The organism is Apilactobacillus kunkeei (genome assembly GCF_001421115.1).
In the GTDB taxonomy this organism is placed as follows: domain Bacteria; phylum Bacillota; class Bacilli; order Lactobacillales; family Lactobacillaceae; genus Apilactobacillus; species Apilactobacillus kunkeei_F.
Genome location: NZ_JXCW01000006.1, coordinates 271,243 through 293,938 on the forward strand (window position 1 = coordinate 271,243; position 22,696 = coordinate 293,938).

Annotated in this window: 21 protein-coding genes and 1 other annotated feature; of the genes, 9 read left to right on the forward strand and 12 right to left on the reverse strand. The window is 38.2% G+C overall.

Annotated elements, in window-relative coordinates; all coding sequences use genetic code 11:
• Positions 1–19: 19 nt before the first annotated feature.
• Entirely contained in the window at positions 20–412 is a 393-nt protein-coding gene (locus tag RZ55_RS06705) for a VOC family protein (RefSeq protein ID WP_057176069.1), read from the forward strand.
• 48 nt (positions 413–460) lie between these two features.
• Here RZ55_RS06705 and lepA read toward each other — a convergent pair whose 3' ends face one another.
• From lepA to RZ55_RS06735, 6 genes are all read right to left on the reverse strand, one after another.
• Positions 461–2,254, reverse strand: coding sequence for a translation elongation factor 4 (gene lepA / locus RZ55_RS06710; protein WP_057176070.1), 1,794 nt, complete (start codon positions 2,252–2,254; stop codon positions 461–463).
• A gap of 13 nt (positions 2,255–2,267) precedes the next feature.
• The gene (locus RZ55_RS06715) at positions 2,268–2,912 is read right to left on the reverse strand and encodes a TetR/AcrR family transcriptional regulator (RefSeq protein WP_057176071.1); all 645 of its coding nucleotides are present in this window, start codon (positions 2,910–2,912) and stop codon (positions 2,268–2,270) included.
• 104 nt (positions 2,913–3,016) lie between these two features.
• Positions 3,017–4,294, reverse strand: a complete 1,278-nt coding sequence (locus tag RZ55_RS06720; RefSeq protein WP_171823266.1) for a GH25 family lysozyme — start codon at positions 4,292–4,294, stop codon at positions 3,017–3,019.
• A 132-nt stretch (positions 4,295–4,426) separates the two neighbouring features.
• Complete coding sequence (locus RZ55_RS06725; RefSeq protein ID WP_053793120.1) at positions 4,427–5,125, reverse strand: hypothetical protein; 699 nt, start codon at positions 5,123–5,125, stop codon at positions 4,427–4,429.
• Positions 5,126–5,201: 76 nt separating this feature from the next.
• Entirely contained in the window at positions 5,202–5,996 is a 795-nt protein-coding gene (locus RZ55_RS06730; protein WP_057176105.1) for a metal ABC transporter permease, read from the reverse strand.
• Between the two features lie 8 nt (positions 5,997–6,004).
• Positions 6,005–6,670 (reverse strand): metal ABC transporter ATP-binding protein, encoded by a 666-nt coding sequence (locus RZ55_RS06735; RefSeq protein ID WP_057176073.1) that lies wholly within the window; start codon positions 6,668–6,670, stop codon positions 6,005–6,007.
• A gap of 131 nt (positions 6,671–6,801) precedes the next feature.
• Between RZ55_RS06735 and RZ55_RS06740 the strand changes: the two genes are divergently transcribed.
• The 3 genes from RZ55_RS06740 to RZ55_RS06755 all read left to right on the forward strand — a co-directional run bounded on the left by RZ55_RS06740 (position 6,802) and on the right by RZ55_RS06755 (position 8,954).
• A complete protein-coding gene (locus RZ55_RS06740; RefSeq protein WP_081034540.1) occupies positions 6,802–7,665 on the forward strand; it encodes an N-acetylmuramoyl-L-alanine amidase in 864 nt (287 codons plus the stop codon).
• A 153-nt stretch (positions 7,666–7,818) separates the two neighbouring features.
• The gene (locus tag RZ55_RS06745) at positions 7,819–8,139 is read left to right on the forward strand and encodes a hypothetical protein (protein ID WP_034532363.1); all 321 of its coding nucleotides are present in this window, start codon (positions 7,819–7,821) and stop codon (positions 8,137–8,139) included.
• 512 nt (positions 8,140–8,651) lie between these two features.
• Complete coding sequence (locus tag RZ55_RS06755) at positions 8,652–8,954, forward strand: hypothetical protein (RefSeq protein WP_034532367.1); 303 nt, start codon at positions 8,652–8,654, stop codon at positions 8,952–8,954.
• Positions 8,955–8,983: 29 nt separating this feature from the next.
• On the opposite strand, the gene RZ55_RS06760 is transcribed toward RZ55_RS06755, so the two are convergent.
• Both RZ55_RS06760 and RZ55_RS06765 read right to left on the reverse strand, forming a co-directional pair.
• On the reverse strand, positions 8,984–9,901 hold the full coding sequence (locus tag RZ55_RS06760) for a DMT family transporter (RefSeq protein ID WP_057176074.1): 918 nt from the start codon (positions 9,899–9,901) through the stop codon (positions 8,984–8,986).
• Positions 9,902–10,004: 103 nt separating this feature from the next.
• Positions 10,005–11,225 carry an MFS transporter gene (locus tag RZ55_RS06765; RefSeq protein ID WP_057176075.1) on the reverse strand — a complete coding sequence of 407 codons (1,221 nt, stop codon included), beginning with the start codon at positions 11,223–11,225 and terminating at the stop codon, positions 10,005–10,007.
• Positions 11,226–11,494: 269 nt separating this feature from the next.
• Between RZ55_RS06765 and pyrF the strand changes: the two genes are divergently transcribed.
• Together pyrF and pyrE are read left to right on the forward strand one after the other, a co-directional pair.
• Positions 11,495–12,214, forward strand: a complete 720-nt coding sequence (gene pyrF / locus RZ55_RS06770; RefSeq protein WP_057176076.1) for an orotidine-5'-phosphate decarboxylase — start codon at positions 11,495–11,497, stop codon at positions 12,212–12,214.
• Entirely contained in the window at positions 12,214–12,840 is a 627-nt protein-coding gene (gene pyrE, locus RZ55_RS06775; RefSeq protein WP_057176077.1) for an orotate phosphoribosyltransferase, read from the forward strand. Before pyrF ends, pyrE begins: the two co-directional genes overlap by 1 nt.
• A gap of 35 nt (positions 12,841–12,875) precedes the next feature.
• On the opposite strand, the gene cls is transcribed toward pyrE, so the two are convergent.
• A complete protein-coding gene (gene cls / locus RZ55_RS06780) occupies positions 12,876–14,327 on the reverse strand; it encodes a cardiolipin synthase (RefSeq protein ID WP_034530920.1) in 1,452 nt (483 codons plus the stop codon).
• Positions 14,328–14,433: 106 nt separating this feature from the next.
• On the opposite strand from cls, the gene RZ55_RS06785 reads away from it, so the two are divergent.
• On the forward strand, positions 14,434–15,396 hold the full coding sequence (locus RZ55_RS06785) for a hypothetical protein (RefSeq protein WP_057176078.1): 963 nt from the start codon (positions 14,434–14,436) through the stop codon (positions 15,394–15,396).
• A 43-nt stretch (positions 15,397–15,439) separates the two neighbouring features.
• On the opposite strand, the gene RZ55_RS06790 is transcribed toward RZ55_RS06785, so the two are convergent.
• The gene (locus tag RZ55_RS06790) at positions 15,440–17,047 is read right to left on the reverse strand and encodes a peptide ABC transporter substrate-binding protein (protein ID WP_057176079.1); all 1,608 of its coding nucleotides are present in this window, start codon (positions 17,045–17,047) and stop codon (positions 15,440–15,442) included.
• A 218-nt stretch (positions 17,048–17,265) separates the two neighbouring features.
• Positions 17,266–17,517, reverse strand: a binding site (T-box leader).
• 248 nt (positions 17,518–17,765) lie between these two features.
• On the opposite strand from RZ55_RS06790, the gene RZ55_RS06795 reads away from it, so the two are divergent.
• Entirely contained in the window at positions 17,766–18,155 is a 390-nt protein-coding gene (locus RZ55_RS06795) for a hypothetical protein (RefSeq protein WP_034530580.1), read from the forward strand.
• A gap of 39 nt (positions 18,156–18,194) precedes the next feature.
• Here the strand turns inward: RZ55_RS06795 and RZ55_RS06800 are convergent, their stop codons facing one another.
• Both RZ55_RS06800 and RZ55_RS06805 read right to left on the reverse strand, forming a co-directional pair.
• A complete protein-coding gene (locus RZ55_RS06800; protein WP_057176080.1) occupies positions 18,195–19,388 on the reverse strand; it encodes a homoserine dehydrogenase in 1,194 nt (397 codons plus the stop codon).
• Positions 19,389–19,427: 39 nt separating this feature from the next.
• Positions 19,428–20,612 carry a trans-sulfuration enzyme family protein gene (locus tag RZ55_RS06805; protein ID WP_057176081.1) on the reverse strand — a complete coding sequence of 395 codons (1,185 nt, stop codon included), beginning with the start codon at positions 20,610–20,612 and terminating at the stop codon, positions 19,428–19,430.
• A gap of 808 nt (positions 20,613–21,420) precedes the next feature.
• On the opposite strand from RZ55_RS06805, the gene RZ55_RS06810 reads away from it, so the two are divergent.
• Positions 21,421–22,692, forward strand: a complete 1,272-nt coding sequence (locus RZ55_RS06810) for an O-acetylhomoserine aminocarboxypropyltransferase/cysteine synthase family protein (protein WP_057176082.1) — start codon at positions 21,421–21,423, stop codon at positions 22,690–22,692.
• Positions 22,693–22,696 lie beyond the last annotated feature (4 nt).

Sequence of the window (22,696 nt, forward strand, 5' to 3'; positions counted from 1 at the left end):
TTTTTTGGAGGCTTAAATTATGGCTTTATACGATTACTTTGATGGTCTACAACACGTAGGTATCCCATCAAAAGACTTAGATAAAACAATCGAATTCTACAAATCACTTGGTTTTGACCAAGCTGGTTTATTCCACAATGGTGAAAACCGTTGTGCCTTCATGAGATACGGTAACCTAACCGTTGAAACATGGGAAGGCGATCCAGTTGCAATGGAAAATGGTGCTATCAACCATATTTCAATGAACTGTACTGATGTTGATAAAGCATTCGCAGCCGCTAAAGAACAAGGCTTCGATGTTTTAGACGACGAAATCCAATCAATCCCAACTTTCTGGGACAACGGAATCCGTTTCTTCAACATTCAAGGTCCTAATCACGAAAAGATCGAATTTTGCCAAATTGTAAAATAATATCTTTCGATCATAAAAAGCACCCAAGCTTATGCTTGGGTGCTTTTTTTATTCAATATTTAAGATGGAATCGAATACCGATTGTGGTAGTTGAATGGCTTCACTAGCACTCTTTCGTTTATTCAAACTTTGACGACGCAATAGCGCTTGTTTCTTTGAAACACTCTTCTTGTCGCCACTAACTGCCGCATTTTTTCTCAATGGTGGTACATCGACTCTGGCCACCACTCTTCCCTCAATATATCCCTGTACAGGCATTGGATATAGTTTGCGGGGAATTACATATTTTAGTTTATGAACGATTTCTTGAGCCAATTTTTCAGCACTCAAGCGGTGAACGATAAAGGTTAGTTCATCCACCGGCGCATAGTTCACATCAATTGTGATTTTAACGATATCAGATTCGACATACTCCATGAATTGACTATCGTAGGTCGCAAAACCGTGGGTAATTGACTTCAATTGATTGAAGAAGTTAAACGCGATTTCGGCTAACGGAACACTATAAGTCATCTTCACCAATTGATCCGTGTTATCCATGTCCAATAGGACTCCACGACTCTTACTTAGTAGTGTCATCACGTCGTTAACCGTCTCGCTCGGTGTTTCAATGACAACCTTATTGAAGGGTTCTTCAATTGTCTTTAAGACCGAAAAGTCCGGTAAATCAGACGGATTATTAATCGTCTTCAATGTCGCATCATTATTAGTAGTATAGCGATAGTTAACGTTTGGTGAAGTGATAATCACGGACATCCCAAACTCATTAATTAATCGTTCGCGGACAATTTGAAGATGAAACATCCCCAAAAATCCACATCGATAACCCGGACCCAGTGAATTTGAGACGTGTTCAACGAATTCAATCGAGGAATCGTTTAGTTTCAACTTTTCCATCGCTACTTTTAAATCATCAAAATCGGCATCCTTGGGATAAATTCCCGCAAAGACAACACTATGAGCCGGTTGATATCCAGCCACCGCCTGCTTGGTTTGACGAGATTGACTGGTGATGGTGTCACCCACACGCACATCGGCTGGGTCCTTGATTCCTGTGATGACATAACCGATGTCACCCGACTTCAATTCCTTTAATGGTAGTAATTGTGGGCTGAAGATTCCCAATTCTGGGGTTTCAAACTTCACCTTTTGGTTCATCGACATTAGTTTATCGTTTACCTTAATCACACCATCAATGATTTTCACGTATGCGACGACTCCTTGATATGAATCGTAGTGAGAATCAAATATCATCGCCTTTAATGGTTTGGTTTCGTCACCCTTGGGGCTTGGAATGCGGTTGACGATTGCCTCTAGGACTTGATCGACATTCAAACCGGTTTTGGCTGAGATATGGATAATGTCGTGTTCTAAAAATGATTCGTCTAGTTCGTAAAGTTGTTGTTCACACATATCGACTTGGGCGCTTTGGTTGTCGACCTTATTGATAACCGGAATAATCACTAGGTTGTTGTTTTTAGCAATCCGATAGTTGGCAACCGTCTGAGCTTGGACACCCTTGGTCGCATCCACCAACAAAATAACCCCGTCACTGGCTGACACACTCTTTTCAACCTCGTAGTTAAAGTCGACGTGCCCCGGTGTATCAATTAAGTTTAATTCGTATTCTTGACCGTCATTGGCACGATAAATATTACGGACGGTTCTTGAGCGAACGGTTACCCCGTGGTCTTGTTCAACCTTCATGTCGTCTAAGACCTGTTCTTCATTACCACGAAAACTAAAGGTGTCAGTCATCTTCATGATTTGATCTGACAACGTCGATTTTCCATGGTCGATGTGGGCAACAATCGAGAAGTTGCGAATATTTGCTTGTTTCATCATAGTTACTCCTTTATTTACCAAGTAACCCTGTTAGATAAAAGTCGAAAGTTTCCATTGAGTCGTTTAGGATACTAACCTTGAAGTCATCCATATTTCCAGGAATTGGTTCTTGATTGAACGAATCCAAATTCGATAAATTAATCAATCCACTGGCAATGCTGCTTTGAATAATGAAGATTTTATTGGCAGTTTTGACATCGATTGATGGAAATGCATCGTGAATGAATTGCGCTAGTTGTTCATGGACTTCATATAGCTTCTTGCGACCTTCAATCGTCTCTTCCCTAGATGCCTTCCCCTCTAAAACGGGTCCGCGCAATGCGTTTAACTTAATTAATGTTAAATGGTTTTCGATTAAATCCTTGGTGTTAGTTAGTAGAAACGATTTTAGTTCATCTAAGGTTGTTAACTTGGCTTGTTGTAATTGGTTTAGTGTTTGTAAAAAGAAATCCTGATATCCCACCAAAAGTAGGTGCATGAATATATTTTCCTTGGTCTTGAAGTAGTTAAAAACCGTTCCCTTCGCGACGTGGCTTCTTTGCGCAATCGCGTTGATGGAGATATCATAAAAATCATTTTCTTCAAACATCTTGAGTGCAGTTTCTGCAATCAATGCTTGTTTTTGTAGCTTTTCATCAGCAGTTTTAATATTCATGATTGTCTCCTTTTTCTAAATTGACCATTGGTCATCATTGTATACGAAGAAGAAAATTAATACAACAAAAAAACGCCTAATCGTTTCGATCAGACGTTTTTATTTTAGGCTGCACGATAAACCATTTTCTTGGTATGTTTATGATGAATTTTCTTCACACTGTATTTGTAGTGTCGTTTAGCCTTGTTATGCTTCTTAGTTTTATAAGAATGATGTAGCTTCTTGTGCTTTAGGTTCTTCTTAACGTGGTAACTAAGCTTCTTTGCGTAAGTGTACTTAGCATGCTTACGAATCTTCTTCTTAGCTAACTTGTAAGTATATTTCTTCTTAGTATGCTTCTTGTACTTCTTAGCATGTTTTTTTGCAATACGTTTCTTTGTAGCATGGTTTAGCTTGTAAGTGTACTTACTATGCTTTTTAGCGTGCTTCTTGTAAACCTTCTTGTGGTTCACCTTTTTGGTAGTGGCACCGGAATATTGGTAAGCATTGTTAGTAGTTGCAATCTTCTTTGTAGCTTGTTTTTTTATGCGATATGCACGTTTTACATGCTTCCTAGTATGATGACTCACTTTATTAACAAGTGGTGTATATTGGACCTTTTTAGCCTTTGCAGAGGTAGTCTTAGTAATCACTTGTATCTTAGCGGCCTTATGTAAAACATTGGCTGTAGCATGTTTTTTGATGTGTCTAGCGGTTCCTGTCTTGGCAACAGTACGCTTGTGACCGTTAGCAGTCTTTTCGGTAGTCCAGAATGCCAACTTACGACCACCAACCGGAATAGTGTCGGCATCTAGGGCTTCACCTAGCGCCTTACTTTGGTATTTGTCAGTGTATTGCCACAAATCATAGTTGTACTTTGGATTTGGAGTGTAGTTGGTGTAATTAGCCAACCATACCGCACTGTAAGCATTCAAAGTACTTTGTTGGAATTGATCCAAGATTGATTGTGAACTGTACAAGATAACCGGTTGTTTGGTGAGTTGTTTCATTGCGTTTGCCCAACTTACCGCATTTTGATCGGATGTGTTGGTAAAACCAGTTTCAAAGTCGTTCACATAGAATCTAGCGTTTGGGGCTAGTAAATGTAGACGTTGTGCTTCTTCTTGGGCTTGAGCGGAATTGGTGTATCTACTGTAGCTGTATACACCGTATGGAATGCCATACTTGTCCATCAAGCTGATATTATTATTTACCTGTTGATCATGATATTGACCATCTTGAATTCTTAAAACAACGAATTTAACTTCATTCTTTAAATTCATTACTTGTTGATCATTTAATTGCCCCTGAAATTCAGAAATATCATAGGCCACTGGTGTGTATGGTTTAAATGATTGAGTTGTATCAGCGTGAGACTTGATACCATTCAAAGATAAGGCCATTGTTGATCCTAACGCCGCGGAAAATAATAAATGTTTTATTTTTTTAGAATCATACATTTTCCAATACCTTCATTTCGAATATTTTTTGTCACAATAAAACCAGGTCAAAATAACCTGGTTTTTTTAATGCATTTACTTAAGTGAAGTTACCATTTCTAATGCTGTGTTTAGAGAGTTAGCTTTAATTGAGTAAACGTCATTACCCATTTGCCAAGTAATAGTTGCTGAACCATCGATTTCAGCGGTAATGCTACCCTTGCTTTCTGGAACTGGTAGGTTGTGGTTTTGGATGTAGTTTACTACGGTCTTACCCTTAGTAGTTGCGGCACCCTTGTACTTACCGAAGTTACTACCGTGTGTTAGTAGTGACCAGTTACCAAAGTTTGCTTGAATGTATTCTTGTCCGGCACCCTTATCTGAGTGACCAACAACGTTGTAACCTAAGTTAACTGATGGTAGACCAGCAACATTTGCAGCAGCTTGGTAGCCAACTTGTTGCATTGCAGCTGAATCACTTTCATAAGTATGCTTAGTGTAGGTAGCGTATGTTGACCCATTGTTTAAGTAGCTAATTGTAAAGTTGGTCTTGTTTCCGTCCAACTTAGCATTTACGCTTTGGTTTGAGTCCAAACCATTGCTTTGTGGTAGCTTTTCATTGCCTAATTTGTTTGCAATTTTGTCATTGCTTGATGATGATGAGCTCATCTTGCTAGTTTGAGTAGTTGAAGTTGAACTTGATGCATCACTATTGTCGCTTTTCTTTTGTCCACAAGCAGTTAAAACTAATCCTAAAACTGCAACTGCAGGTAAAATCTTCTTCCATGCTTTCATAATGTAGGACATCTCCTTAAAAAACTATTTGAGAACAGTATAACAAAACATTAGTGTTACGTTAATAAAGTTTGTATTAAATTCTTGTTACTTTATCATAGATTACCGCAATAATATAAATGATTGTTTCAATCGTAGCGATAAAGAAACTCACTGGTAGGTTCGTTACAAAGCTTAAGTATAGACCAAACCAAGTTCCAATTAAAGAAAAGATAAATGTCAAAATGGTCATTGACCAGATACTATGCACGAAGTAGCGTGCTGATGAGGCTGGAATGGTCAATAGCGCAAAGATTAAAAGTGATCCGACGATTTGTGCTGTCACACTGACAGTACATGCAAGTAGAATCAAGAAAATCACTGATACTAAGGTGTTGGCACGGGAGTTAAAACTAGCACCAACATTATCAAATGAGTTATATTTTAGTTTTCTGTAAATCAAAGTGGTGATTACGATGATGGCGATACTTAATCCCACCAAGGTTTGTACATTGCCGTAACTAATTCCGACGATACTACCGAATAGGATGTTGGTAGCATAACTGGATTGGGTATCAGCCAATGATAGGAATAAAATTCCTAGCCCAATGAAGAATACCGAGAAGACACTGATTGATGATTCACGACGGCTTACCCTTGAACCAACGGTACCAATCATCAATGAACTTAATACGGTGAATAATAGCATCCCTAAGATTGGGTTGGTTCCCAAGAAGACACCAAATGATGCCCCTGAGAAACTAATTTCGGAAAGTGTGTGAGTGAAGAAAGCAGTCTTTCTAGCAACCACAAATACTCCCATCAATCCACATAGAATGGAAATGAAGAAACTAGCGACGAAGGCATATTGCATGAATGGATAACTTAACATTTCTAACATTATTGGGCCTCCTTCACTGGTTTAATGGTGCCGGTTTGATTGGCAATATTTAGGTCATAGTCACCATATTGTTGTACTAAAACCGGATCGTGGGTGATGAATAATACGGCAGCGCCAGTTTCATTGATGACGCTTTTAACCACGTCTAATAGCATGAATTTGGCTTCCTTATCCAAACTGGCAGTACTTTCATCCAAGATTAGTAACTTGGGTTGTGATACCAATGCTTGAGCCAAGTAGACACGTTGTTGTTCCCCACCGGAACAGCTACCCAAAGGTGTGTTGGCCAAATCTTGTAACTTGGTCATTTCGATAACTTTTTGGACACTTTGTTTTTCTTTTTTGCTCAACCATGGCAATATTGAATGTTGTAAACCTAATCCGATAAAATCAAAGACGGTCAATGGATAGTCATCATCAATATTTCTCAATTGCGGAATGTATTGCATATCTGATCGTTTGATTTTGGATTGAACGTGTTCATTTTTATTAAATTGTTTTAAAATAGTCTTTATTAATGTTGTTTTCCCAACACCATTTTCACCGGTAACGCAGGTTAAGGTCTTGGCGAAGATATCAAAAGACAAATCGTTAATTAATTTACGGTTCTTAACAGATACGTCTAAATCGCGTACTGATAAGATTAAATTGGATTCTGTACTCATCATTAATCCTCACTGTCTCAATTATTTATATATCATTGTAGTCGGATTATGAAAACAATCAAACATCTGATATATATTAATTTTTGTTATATAACTGATTTTAACATACATAATACAATCGGGGTGATAATTTGGTTAATCGTTTTATAACTAGATTCAGGGAAACACCAAACAGCAAGCTGATTTACCGCGGTGTCGTAACTTTTATCCTCTTAGTAATTTTAATAATCGAATTAGCCAGATTTTTATCATTACCTAAGGTTGATGCCACTACTTTATATCTACGTGAACAACCCAATGACGAATCAAAAGTTGTCGAAACAATTCCACATGGTCGTCATTTGAGTATCATCAAGTCGAAAAATAACTGGTGGTACACCAAATATAACGGCCAAAAGGGTTGGGTACCATCATGGTTGGTCAGTGTCGATGACTACGACGTCAAAACCGGCGACAAGTTAGCCCAAAAGACAATCATTATCGATCCTGGCCACGGAGGTGGCGATTCTGGTACCCTTTCAGCCAACCAAAAGTACATGGAAAAGACATATACCTTACAAACTGCTAAAAAAGTCGCAGCAGAATTGAGAAAAAAACACGTGAATGTCGTTATGACTCGTACCGACGATACTTACGTGACATTGAAAAAACGAACAGATATGGCCAGTGATTATCATGCCGACCTCTTCGTCAGTTTCCACTTCAATTCCGATAACGGATACGGAAAAGCCAACGGTTATGGTATCTACAACTACCACAAGAATGCGGTCAAGGTAGCCAACCAAGTCGCAGACGGTTTAGACAACCTCCCCGTCTCAAATCGCGGGGTCTCATTTGGTGACTACTACGTCTTACGTGAAAACAAACGTCCGGCAATCTTATGCGAAATGGGATTCATGGATAGCTCACACGATCTTCCATATATTCAAAGTTCTACTTACCAAGAACACGTTGCAAAAGATGTCGCAAAATCACTCGATAAGTATTTTAATTAGATAAAAAATATACATTGTGTCTAAATTTAGGCACTTTTTTTGTGCTCAAAACGTTTATAAGACAACATTTATAACTTTTTTTCTTTTTTTAGTTATAATAATTTTTAGTTAGAAAATACATATTAAATAAAAACTTGGAGGAAAATGTAATTCATGAAGAAATCAACTAAGATACGACTAGTATCTCTAATTTTAGTTGGCATATTATTAGGTTTTTTATCGGAAATGTTTTTAACCATTTTTTCTCAATGGACAACTAAGATGATTACATCATCTACTATAAACGTATTCTTTTCTCTATTGGGTCTTTCTATTTGTTGTGTCATTTTTGTGTTTTCTTATTTAGGAATCGTAAAAAATGACGAAAAATGGCCTATTAGAGCTTATTTCACAACGTTTATTTTGTATGACGTTATGATCGTATTTGGCGGTGAACTTTGCAGATTATTCATATTAACGTTCACTCAATCATAATAATAATTGACTATAACCATCGCAAAAATGTCTTGTTTTATTAATTTCTCTTTACTATTTTAAAATTTTATATAATTTTCAAATAATGAGATATAAATGTATTTCTCTTAAACTATAATTAGACCCGTTACATAAAGGTTCTAATAAGGGGGGGAATATAGTGGATAAAAAGACAAAGAAACGATTAATCAACATAGCTATCACTGGGATTGTTCTTGGTTTTATGTCCGAACTAGCCTTAACAATTCTCTATTCATGGCAGATTGATTTTATCAAATCTTCATATATATACTTTGGCCTATCCATTATATTAATGGTTGCAATTGGCCTTCTAATCATATACATGTTCCTTAGAATAATTATGGTCTACCCATTAGGATCTAACTTTCACTACCTACTACATTTCGCAGTCTACGATGTATCAATATTAATAGGCGGATCTCTGGGTAAGGTTATACTGACGCAAGTTATCAATAGCCTAAAATAATAATTTATGGGAGTTCTATGTTTAAATGAAAAAGCAACGTTTATCTCAGTTAATCAACATGGCTTTAATCGGCTTCGAAACTGGGGCCATTTTATTATTACTGGGTGATTTAACCCAATACGTGTTACTTGATCCTGAAGGCGCAAACCTATTTGAAATCATATATGGTGTAATTGCGGTCATATTGTCACTAATCATTTTCTACGAATCTAATAAAAAATTCTATCCATTAACGGATTGGCAATATCAGGGAAACCTTCTCGTGTTTGAAGTTTCCTTTTTCGTAGGTATATTCATTGCGAAAATAATCATTGATTTATTCATATAAAAAAGAGACCTCGGGGGAGGTCTCTTTTTTTAATACAATTTGATAATCGCAACAGCAATCAACATCACGACTAAACCAATGTATTTCAGAATGCCAACCGGTTTTTTCGGTGAATTCAATAGGCCGTATTTGTCGACCATTACACTTCCGAATAAGTTACCCAATAGGACTAAAACAACGGTAGTTCCGGCTCCGATTTGTGGACTTAGGAATGCGTTTGATAAAACGAAGATGGCACCCAAGATACCACCGAGCCAAATCCACCAAGGATTGCCCTTTCCAATCGCATCTTTGGCATGAACGTAAGAACGATCAACTAGTCCGGTAATCACAAATAAGATGATGGTACCGACTAAAAATGAGATAAAGGCCGCATGGATTGGTGAGTGAAGCACCACTCCCAAGTGACCATTAACCGGCGCTTGAGATGCTTGAAACATCCCTGCCACGATTCCTAGAATCTGCCAAGGTAATTGTTTGGCCTTATCGGCACCATCACTGCTCTTTTTATCTAGAACAACCATCAAGATACCAACAACTAGTAGGATTACTCCCACTAATCTAATGATGGTAAACGCATGGTGGCTAGCGTCAAATAATGAGAAGTTATCGATAATCATCCCCATGATGATTTGACCGGTAAGTGGCATAATCACCGTTTGCACCGCCCCTAGGTAAGGGAAAATTAAAACGTTAGTGGTTAAACCGATGACACCAAACAATCCGCCCAACCAAATCCATGCCGGCTGGCTTGTAAACAAGTGACTAGAAAAGAATAGTGATTGACCACTCAACAAAGTTGCGAAAAGTAACGCGATGGTTCCAATCGTAAACGATAGCATTGAAGCTAGAAATGGTGATCCACCAGCTCGATTCTTCAAGTTTGTATTGACCGAGGTCTGAATGGGTAAGACCAATCCGGCTAAAATACCAAGTCCGTATAACATTAAAATTCCCCCTTAATTATGTACAATAAAACCTCCCGGCACGGGAGGTTTTTAGTTTATATATTATTATTACATGTAAAACCTAATTCGTCAGACTAAAAGCTTAGTCTTGCGTTGCTAGACCCTTCAATGCAGGAATAGTCATCATAGTGATAAAACTGATTAGGTATAGTACTGATAGCATTGCCATGATTACTAGTAATGAATGGCTTTCCATCAATAAACCGATAATGGCTGGTGAGAATCCACCGATTGCACGTCCGAATCCCATGATGAAGTTGTTTGCAGTGGAACGAACTTCGGTTGGGTATAGACGACTGATGATGGCACCGTATCCACCATACATACCGTTTGAGAAGAAACCTAGTACGGTTGATGCTAGTAGCAATGTGAAACCATTGAATGAGAATGTAATTCCGTATACCGCTACAGAAGCAACTAATAGGAATAATCCAAAGGCCTTTCTAGGTCCAATCTTATCTAGGATGGTCCCGAAAGTTAACATCCCGGCACTCATACCGATGATCGTAACGATTGTCCATAGTGATGAACCGGCAACACTTAAACCAAGTTTCTTTTGCATGATTGAAGGTAACCAGTTAATTAGACCGTAGTATCCGGCGATTTGCACAATTACCATCACGATTAATGCGATAGTTTGGTATGCCAATCTTGGTGTTGCGAATAATTTCTTTACAGAAACCTTAGGACGCTTGCCTGTTTCCATTGTATCAATGAAATCCTGGCTTTCGTTTAGGTTCTTTCTAATGATGAAGGCAAAGAAGATTGGAATAATTCCGATTAGGAAAAGTGAACGCCAACCGAATGCTGGAATCATGATTGCGGCTAATACGGCTGCCATCATTGATCCAACTTGACCACCGATTGTGGTGATTGACACTGATTTCCCTAATTGCTTTTTCTTGAATGATTCAGCCACCATGGCAACACCTGAACCATATTCACCCCCGGCACCTAGGCCGACACAAAAACGTAAAATAGCAAAAGTAATAAAATTCTGGGCGAACATAATTCCGGCAGTTGAGATGGCGAAAATGAAGATGGTATAGGTCAAAATACGTACTCGACCGAAACGGTCAGCTAAAAGACCAAATAAAATACCACCCAACAACGATCCAAAAGTAGTAACTGTTGAAAGCATTCCAGCAGCTGCAGTACTAATGTGTAAACCGATAATGATTGAAGACATTGCAAATGAGATGAATGAGATATCCATGCTTTCTAGCATTTGTCCAATCGATGTCGATGCTAAAACCCATTTTTGAGCCTTAGTCGTTGAAGTGTGGTCTTGCGTGTTTTCCATTATTCAATTCCTCCAAAATGAACGCTCACTGTCGTTCCTTATTTTTTTGAAATATCTGTTTTAGATATTTTATAAAACTATACTCTTTAATTTTTTCTAATGCAAGTTCCATTTTTAGGTTGCTTTATTTAAAGAAAGGCGTATATTGTAATCAACATATGATTTTAAATTAGTCCAGAGAGGCTAGTAAATCGACGAACGGAATAAATGAAACCTAATTTGTCGTATAGTCTCTAAGGCTATACGACTTTTTTGTTGGAGGGAAACGTATGAAACCAGTATTCATTGCACTAGATTTTGTCGATGCACCCACTGCTTTAAAATTTTTAGAGCCATTTAAGGACGTTAAACCATTGGCGGTAAAGGTAGGAATGGAGCTATTCTACCGTGAGGGTTCAAGCATTATCGAAGCGCTTCGCGATCAAGATATCGATGTCTTTTTGGATTTAAAACTACATGATATTCCACACACCGTACTACAAGCTGCCAAACAAATCGGCCAATTGAATGTTCAATTCACTACTGTTCATTCACTTGGCGGAAGCGAAATGATTAAGGCTGCCAGACGTGGTTTAAACGAAGGTGCTAAACAAGCCGGAGTCGACGCACCACAACTACTGGCAGTGACGCAACTAACATCGACATCGGAAGAACAACTCCATGATGAAGAATTAGTCCCCGTTTCAATGGCCAAATCGGTATCCCACTTAGCTAAAATGGCCAGTCAAAGCGGTGCCGACGGCGTTATCTCCTCGGCACTAGAAAACGACCTGATTCATCAAGTGGTTTCTGAAGACTTCAAATGCATCAATCCCGGAATTCGCCTTCCCAACAACGGTGTTGATGACCAAAAGAGAGTCGTGACACCAACAATGGCTTTTGAATTAAACACCAGCGGAATCGTTGTGGGTAGAAGCATCACCCAATCAGACAATCCGGTTCAAACATATAAAGACATCTACAACGCAGTTAATGGAGGAATCAAATAATGAATACTAACCAATTAATCGCTTCAGACCTTTTAAAAATTAACGCAGTCACCCTATCACCCAATGAACCATTCACATGGGCATCTGGTATCAAGGCACCAATCTACACCGACAACAGAATCACAATTAGTTTCCCAGAAGTCCGTACCCACATCGCGGACGGTTTAGCCGAATTAATCCGCAACAAGTTTCCCGAAGTCAAAGTAATCGGTGGTGTCGCAACCGCCGGAATCCCCCATGCTGCCATCGTCTCCGACAAGATGGACCTCCCAATGATTTATGTGCGTTCAAAACCAAAGGATCACGGTCGTGGTAAACAAATGGAAGGAAGCATCGACGAAAACGCCCCAATCGTTTTAATTGATGACTTACTTTCTACCGGAAAGAGCGTTTTAAACGCTGCGCAAGCACTTAAGAACGAAGGTTACAACGTGATTGGTGTCGTGGCCATCTTCTCATACGAACTTCCCGACAGCACCAAGAACTTCAAGGAAGCTGGTATCGAATTCGATACACTAACCAACTACTCCACAATTATTGAACAAGCCAAAGCAGAAAACAGCATTTCAGACGATGAATTAGTCGTGCTACGTAAGTGGCGTGACAATCCATGGAACTGGATGTAAACAAAAAATCCCACGAAATGTGGGATTTTTTTAGTTTATAGAATTGGTGAGAATAAACGACTGAATACTTGTTTGAATTTCAACCAACGTGATTGTTTTTCAAAGTCCGCATAGGTCATTAATTTACTGCTTCTAATGTCGTTAACGTAGATTGAGTGTAATTGTTCAGCCAAACCTTCGTCGTAGATAAACGCGTTAATTTCGAAGTTTAATTTGAAACTTCTAAAGTCCATGTTGGCGGAACCAACGGACGCAATTTTACCATCGACCAAGACGGTCTTGGCGTGAATAAATCCATCTTCGTAGAAGTAAATTTTGACACCATATTTTGATAATTGTTTTGCATAATACTGAGTTGCACGGTATACAAATGGATGATCGGGCATGCATGGCACCATGATTCTGATATCGACACCTGACATAGCAGCTGTTCTAATGGCGTCTAAGGCACTATCGTCTGGAATCAAATATGGTGATTGAATCCAGCAGTAGTTCTTGGCATTTTGTATCATCTTGATGTAACCCAATTTAATTTGTTGTAAATCAGAGTTAGGACCACTTGAGACCACTTGGATATTGGTAGAACCTTCTTGATATACCTTAGGGAAGTAGAAGCCCTTAGTTTCTTCAACATCAATCTTGTGTTCCATGTCGGTAACATTCCAGTCCAAGATGAATTGGGCTTGTAAATGATGAACGGCTGACCCGGCAATTCTCAAATGAGTATCACGCCAGTTACCAAATTTCTTCTTACGACCTAGGTATTGGTCACCGATGTTAAAACCACCGATGTATCCGTACTTACCGTCGATAACCACAATTTTTCTGTGATCTCTAAAGTTCAAACGGAAGTCCATTACAGCTGAGTGGGTGTGTAGGAATGGTTCTACAAATCCACCGGCTTCACGCAATGGGTCGAAGAAATGGTGCTTGTTTCCCATTGAACCCCAACTATCGTAGATAACGTGGATTTTAACTCCTTCTTTGGCCTTTTTAATTAATTCTTTTAAGACGCGATGACCAATTCTGTCATCGTAGAAGGTATAAAATTCGATGTTAATTGAACTTTTGGCGTTTTTAATATCAGAAATAATGCAATCAAATAAGTGATTACCTTCGGTGAAGACCTTAACGTGGTTTCTTCTAGATAAATCGGTAACGTCTGATGTTTTGAACAACTTAACAAGCGTTCTGTATGAGTACGAGACCTCATCAGCCCTGATTTTTTTCGGATTGTTATGTATCTTGCTCTGTTCTTTTAAGATGTCATACATCAATTTATTGTCTTTGTATTGGAAACGGAATAAACGTTTTTTAGGTAATTTTCTTCCGACGAATGCATAAATCAAAAATCCCAGCACAGGTAGGAATGAAAGCACTAATAACCATGCCCATGTTGCAGCAATATCACGTTCTTCTCTAAAGACTGTAATCAATGCCAAAATTTCATTAATTATAATAATGTAATACAGGATGTTTAAAAGCATAATTATCCCTCCTTTAAGCTTAATATAGCATAATTATAGCACAATATATTTCGCTTTTAGCTCATCATGATATACTATAAACATATAAATCTAAGGAGGTTAGACTATGACGTCGACAATCGAGCTTAGAAATACCCTAACTTTGGATTACGAAGTAGGGCCATTCATCTCACTAATTGTTTCATTTAACGAAATTAGTAACAAAAATGATTATTTAAATTTAATCGAAACTGTTAAAGAAGAATTCATTCAAAAACACGACGAAAATATCTGGCCAAGATACGAACGAAAATTAAGAAGATTCAACTTTGATCGCGCAAAACACATCGGAAACGGTTCTGGTGTTGCACTATACGTTAGTTTTAAAGCCATCCATTCATTTGACTTAACTCAACCAGTTAAGACCCAAATCTCAATCGATGACACCATGAACGTGGCGCAACTAATCAAGGAAATCGAAAGCCAACTTCACTACCGCGTTTTAATCCTACGCGATAACGACTTTAAGCTACTAAGAGTTGATAACGGTCACTTTAGCATCTTAAACCTTGTGAACAAGCCAATTCCAGTCCTTGTAAACAACGATAAAAACAAGTACTTCATGTTGGTTAAAGAATACCTAAGCGATTTATTTGATGACGATGACTACCTACAAACTGTGGTCGTTGCCAGCGAAGAAAACCGTAAGTTATTCAACGAGTTAGCTGACCAAAAGACATTTGCGAAGGACATCGTAAGCAAGGTTGATGTGGACGATCTTGGTCCCGACAAGATTTCTGAAATGATTGATGAATTGAACCAACAATTCTTCGATAAGTTAGCAAACGACAACAAAATTAAATACGAAAAAGCCAGTGATCACCGTTTAGTTGCAACCGATTTACGCGATATTATTTCAAACGCACTATCCGGTAAGATTGATACTCTATACATTAGCGAAGAAATCTATAACAAGACTTTAAATGATTTAGCAATCACTACCATTGGTTTCGCCGGAAACGTTCTACTACTTCCAAAGAGCCAAATGCCAATGAACTTGGACTACGCTGCAATCACATTGAAGTTTTAATGCAATAAAAAAAGACCTAGATTTTTAGGTCTTTTTTGTTTGGTTATTTAAGAGTTCTAAAGTCAAAGTTACCGCCACTTGGATAGTAACTTAGGCCCTTAACATTCTTGCTAAGTAATTGTGGACTTACTAATTGGTATAGAGGAACTACACCTTGTTGATTTAACAATACTTTATGTGCAGCGACCATATCATCCCATCTCTTACCAAAATTATTAGCATCTTGTCCGTTTGCCTTGTTCATTAGGCTGTCATATTGTTTGTTGCTCCAATCACCGTGGTTGTATCCATTTCCTGTCATTTCTAGACTCATAAAACTAACTGGATCTGGGAAGTCAGCAATCCAAGCATCTAATGTCACATCAAATTGACCTTTTTCGGTTCTATCAGTGGCAACCTTACTTGGTAGGTTTTCTAAGCTAATCTTTAATCCTGGTAGTTTTTGGAATTGGTTTTGAAGATATTCTGTAACAGTCTTTGAATCAGATGAATCATCTGCTAGTAATGATAGACTTGCAGATTTCATACCTAATTGTTTCAAACCTTTAGCAAATAACTTCTTTGCTTCGGTCAAGTTATAGCTAACCGCTCCTGGAACTGCGGCTTGATCAGCAAAGTCTTTACCCTTGTATGATGACATATCTGAGGCAACAAATCCCTTAGCAGGTACTGAACCATTACCCAAGACACTCTTGATTAATTGGTTTCTATCAACAGCTAAAGAAAGAGCCTTTCTAACGTTTACATTCTTCAATAGTTTGTTCTTAGTTTGGTTCATTTCTAGGTAGTAAGTTCCCGCTTCTTTACGAGCATGGTATTGCTTACTGTTCTTGTAATTATTAACTTGGTTCTTGCCACTTAATACCATTGAATCTAAGTTACCTTGTTCGAATTGATACATCGTTGTTGATGGATCCTTTGAAACAGAGAAGTCTAGTTGTCTAACTTTGACGTTATCTTTGTTCCAGTATTCATTGTTTTTAACTAGCTTCCAAGTATCGTTAGTTCCTGTCCATCCGGTAACTTTGTATGGACCGTTATATAATTGCTTGTCACTGCTAGTTGCATATCCTGATCCAAACTTCTTTTCTTCTTTGGCACTTTGAGGGTATGTAGGAGCCATTGTAACAACATATTTGAAATATGATTCTGGCTTATCTAGTTGGACCTTAAATTCGTACTTACCTTCTGCACTAACTCCCAATGCAGATACTGGTTTCTTCCCCTTAGCAACAGCATCAGCATTTTTGACATCTTCTAGTAGATATTGATATGCCGCAGCAGTTTTAGGATTTTCGGTTCTTTGGAAACCATTAACAAAATCCGCAGCTGTTACTTCTGAACCATCACTCCATTTAGAATGACGAAGTTTAAATGTATATGTCTTACCATCTTTTGAAACTGAATAACTCTTAGCGACCCCTGGAACCACTTTTCCATTTTTAGTCATTACTAAAAGTCCTTCGTTAGTATTATTTAAAGTAACATCGCTGACTTGATCAACTAATTTTGATTGATCCAAAGTCATTAAAGTAGTTGGTTCAGAGAACTTTAACGCCTTTGTGCGGGCCTTGCCTGAAGTACAGGCAGCTAAACCTAATGCAAGTAATGAGAACATTGAACCTAATAATAATTTATGTTTATTTTTCATGATTAAATCCTCCTAAAGTTAACGCCTCAAGGGATAAATCATAGATAGCAACTGCAGTTTTCTTAAAACTATGTATGTTTACCGCCTAATATTGGCGTTATTGTAAAAATTTAAACTAGTTACGATTCGCATTTAAAATGCCACTAATGTCTGATTTCATTTCCATCACCTCCTTAAATTGAGCAAATAAAAAAGCGCCCCAATTTCGCATACACGAAATAAAGGGCGCTTGCGCGCGGTACCACCTTTTTGTTATACCGATTCAAAATTAATTTCATAAAGATAAACGATATATCTCAAACAAACCCGTTGATTTGCAGATTCTGTAATGGGAATTCCCAGCCGAGACTACTTTATTTGCCTGGCAGCTCATAGATGATTTTCATTTCAAACATTGTTAATCCCTTTCACCAAACGGAATCTCTCTTAAAACGTGGTCCGAAATTACTCTTTCTATTCTTCGCTTTTGTATTTATCTTTAATCGTATTCTAATCCTTTTATAATGATTGTCAAACTAAATGTCTAATTTTTCGTAAATATTTCTATATTTTTGCAATTAGTATCCCTTATGTGAGATACTATCATAGGTGTTACATGAAATTTTTTCTGTAACCCCCATTTAATGACATTATAAATGAAAAAACTACACACGTTTTTAGATGTTTGTACTAGAATAATCTAAACGCATTATCTGAATTAGGAGAGGATTTTTTAACAATGTCAGACATACAACTAAGACCTATTATTAACGAATGGGCAAAAGACTTTAGCGATGAAATCGTTGATTTACATTACGTTAAAGAACAATTATCAGATGCACAATTTGATAACTTTATGAAACAAGTTAAGGCATTAGATTTATTAACTAATACCGAAGCTTACAAGATTATTTACGATGCAGCTAAGAACGATTTGGAACTAAACCACATAGATGATTTAGCAAACCGTACCAATCAACTACAACGTTTGATTGAAATTACTGGTGAATACAGCGATCAACCAAAATATGTTTTATTCGCAAACATGTTTGAAAACGCTGGTGTATCAACTGATGATACTTTCGCCCGTCTAACATATGCAGAACTTGCATTACAAGATTTTGAATAAGAAAACAAATAAGAGCGCCTAATATAATAGGCGCTCTTTTTATTTTACAATCCATGGATTGTATGCTCCACCACTGATACAGGCAAAGAAAATGCCCTTATCATCACTGGATAATTCGTTAACAACATCATGAATTTTTTGTGTATCAATTGCGGCAATATGGTAGTAATTACCGTCTTTTTGAATGTCGTATTCTGGTAATTTTGATTCTAAATCTGCACCGGTTCTAACGACGTAATTCTTTTTCTTGGTAGTATTATCCAAAGAAAATTCTTCGTTAAAATCACGTTTTAAGTGCACATTGTTGGCCTTTAAATCTAAGATATCTTGCACTAACGCGTGGGCGGTTGGAAATTCACCCGCACCTTGGCCATTAAAGGTTAGTTTACCAATGGTAGTTCCACGTAAACCGACGAAATTGTAGTTATCATGGATTCCGGCTTCAATTTGTCCGGGAGTATATAAAGTTGGTTCAACCACAAAGTTAAAACTGTTGTTTTTCTTGAAACTTCGACCTAGTAATTTCACGATTAAATTGTGCTTTTTAAAGTACTTAATATCCTCATCGGTAATGTTTCTAATTCCAAATTTTAATAGGTGGTCACCTGGTTTCACAAAGGTGTTATAGGCAATGTCCACACTAATACATAATTTATTTTCGATGTCGTATCCATCGATATCTGCACTCGGATCGGCTTCTGCGTATCCTAAGTCTTGAGCATCTTTTAGGACCTTATTGAAACTTTGACCAGTCTTAGTCATAGTATCCAAAATATAGTTACTAGTTCCGTTTAGGATTCCATGAATTGAATCGATTTGGTCGATACGAAGTGCTCTTTCCAAATTAATAATCCAAGGAATTCCACCACCAACGGCTGATTCAAAGTAGAACTTTACACCATTTTCTTCAGCGATTTCATCAAATTCTTTCAAGTTTCTCGCCACGACTGCTTTGTTAGCTGTCACAACGTTCTTGCCATGTTTTAATGCATCGATGATCATTGTCTTAGCGGGTTCTAGTCCACCCAATACTTCCACGACTACATCGACTTCTTCATCATTTAAAATCGTTGCGTAATCATCCACAAATAATTCGTTTTGATCAACTTTTTCTGGACGAACAAATACATATTTGACTGATAAATCTTTTTCAAATGGATGCAACGCGCTGTCTTGAATAATCTTTAAGACTCCACTTCCGACGGTACCGTGACCTAAGATTGCAATTTTCATAGTGCAAGCCTCCTTTTTTTGCTTTGGCTTTATTATATCTTATTTCGCAGATTCTACCGCGGTTAATTTCTTCGCCTTAGCAAATGCTTGCTCTAAATCAGCAATCAAGTCCTCTGGATCTTCTAGTCCAACTGACAAACGAACTAGTTGCGGAGTAATGCCGACTTTGTTTCTTTCTTCGACAGGCAATTCGGCATGGGTCATGTAGTATGGAAGTTCGATTAGGCTTTCAACGGAACCTAGACTAACGGCTAACCAGATTAATTCTGGACTGTTGACGAACGACTTTGGATCAACGTTATCGTTTAGTTCAAACGTGATAACACCACCGTATCCTTTTAGTTCGTTTCTAGCGATTTCATCGGTTTCGTCACCGGCACGACCTGGGTAATAAATGTGTTTGATTTCGTCACTTTTTGAGTCTAAATATTGCAAAACTTTTTGTGCGTTTTGAATGTGTCTGTCCAAACGAACTGATAATGTCTTAATGCCACGAATTACCAACATACAGTCCTCTGGTGCTAGGATGCCACCGACTGCGTTTTGACAAAAATATAATTTATCGGCTACTTCATCGTTATTGGTAACAACGAGGCCGGCAATCACGTCGGAGTGACCACCCAGATATTTAGTAGCTGAATGGATGACAATGTCTGCACCCAAATTCAATGCTTGTTGTAAGTATGGGGTTAAAAATGTGTTATCAACAATGGTGAAAACGCCGTGTTTGTGGGCAATTTCCGCAATATGTTTCACACTGGTAACCTTCATGAATGGATTATCGATAGTTTCGAAATAAATCGCCTTAGTGTTAGGCTTAATCGCACTTTCGACGTCGGATAAATCCTGTGTATCCACTTGGGTAAATTCGATATCCAAGTTTTTCAAATAGTCGTTAATCAAACGGAAAGTTCCACCGTAGATATTCTTGCTAACGACGATGTGATCACCCGGTTTAAACAAGGTGAAAACCGCATGAATGGCGGCACTTCCGGATGCATAAGCAAAGCCATGTTTGGCATCTTCCAAGCATGCAATTTGATCTTCTAAGTACTCTCTTGTGGGGTTCAAAGAACGTGAATAGTCATATTTATTTTCCCCGTCGATATCTTTAAAGGCATATGTAGTGGATTGGTATAATGGAACATTCACTGCGCCCGTACAGTTATCGTGAAGCTTATTTAGCCCTTTTCCGTAGACTAATTTGGTGTTAAATCCTGTCATAATCAATCATCCTTTCTAAATTTGAGAAATAAAAAATCCCGCAGTCTCAAAGAGACTACGGGACGTCGGCACGTGTTACCACCCTGATTTCAAGCAGCCATCACTGGCTACTTCTCAACAAGTACGTTAATCATAGAGGTCAGATGATTAAGATACTCTGACGCGGTAACGGGCGCACCCGAATTAGACTTACCAAAGATCGCCTAATTACTGTAATCAAAGACCATTTTCAGATTCTCCGCCACACCGAATTTCACCATTCATCGGCTCTCTTATTGAGGCTTATAAACCTTACTCATCTCTGCAAAGTTTTTTGGTTGTTTTGATTGTCTCGAAGTTTACTCGTTAAAATTTGTTTGTCAAACCAAATATTTTAATTTTTGGTACATAAAAACGGTCTAAAAGATAGTATATAAACTTTTTGAAAAATATTTTTATTAATCTTTTTCTAATAAAATTTTAATTTATCTGTTGACATTAGAAAAAACTAGGACTATCATTCAAAACAACTTAAATAGTTCAGACGTTGAAGAGAAGAGTAACTCAAGACAATCGATTCAAAGTGAGCATCAGATAGTGAAAAGGTGCAATTGATTGTGAGTCACAGATGAGCTCTGAGTCATGATCGATAGTGCAAGCTAGAAATCCGGTAGGAACCGATACCTTCCCAGACATGTTAGTGTCGTTGAGGCTTTATTAGCAATAATAAAGCGAAGTTGGGTGGTACCGCGGAAGCTTTCGTCCCATGTATTTAGCTATACATGGAGCGAGAGCTTTTTTTGTTACCAAAATTTAGGAGGAATGTTTTATGAGTACAGATAAATTTGAAACTTTACAGATTCACGCAGGTCAACACATTGATGAGACTGGTGCCAGTGCGGTACCAATTTATCAAACCAGTTCATATATCTTTAAAGATGCAGATCAAGCTGCTGGTCGTTTTGCCTTAACCGATCCAGGTAACATCTACACTCGTTTAACCAATCCAACCACCGACGTTTTCGAAAAACGTGTGGCTGCACTGGAAAATGGAACTAGTGCCGTTGCCTTAGCATCTGGTGCCGCAGCAATTCACGCCGCCATCACCAACATTGCTGGCCAAGGTGACGAAATCGTTTCAGCCGGAACATTATACGGTGGAACATACAACCTATTTAACGCCACATTACCTAAGTTAGGAATTACCACTCACTTCGTTGATTCTGATAATCCAGAAAACTTCGAAAAGGAAATTAACGACCATACCAAGGCGTTATACCTAGAAACAATCGGTAATCCGGATATCAACCTAAGTGATATCGAAGCAATTGCAGATATCGCTCATAAACATGACCTGTTATTGATTGTCGATAACACATTCGCATCCCCTTACCTATACCGTCCACTAGATCACGGTGCCGACGTCGTCGTTGAATCCGCAACTAAGTTCATCGGTGGTCACGGTACCACAATGGGTGGCATTATCGTTGAAAATGGTAAGTTCGACTATCGTACAAGCGGTCGCTATCCTGGTTTCACAACCCCAGATACCCACTACAACGGATTAGTATTTGCCGACTTAAAACCAGGTGCATTCACCACCAAGGTGAGAGCCGAAATTCTTCGTGATACCGGTGGTGCAATTAGTCCATTCAACTCATTCTTATTAATTCAAAGTCTAGAAACATTGTCACTTAGAGTATCAAGACACGTTGAAAACACCCGTAAGGTCATCGACTTCTTATCTAACAACGATAAGGTCGCTTGGATTAAGTACCCTGAACTACCATCCAGCAAGTACTACGAACAAGCCAAGAAGAGTTTCCCTAAGGGTGTCGGATCAATCTTCACAATTGGTCTAACCGGAGGCGAAGAAGCTGCTAAGAAGTTAATTGAAAACCTAAACCTATTCTCACTACTAGCCAACGTTGGTGACGCCAAATCACTAATCATTCACCCCGCTTCAACCACTCATGCTCAACTAAACGAAGCGGAATTAAAAGAAGCCGGTATTACACCTGATTTAATCAGAATTTCAATTGGAATTGAAAACGCTGACGATATTATTGACGATTTGAAACAAGCTTTCGCGAAAATTTAAAGGA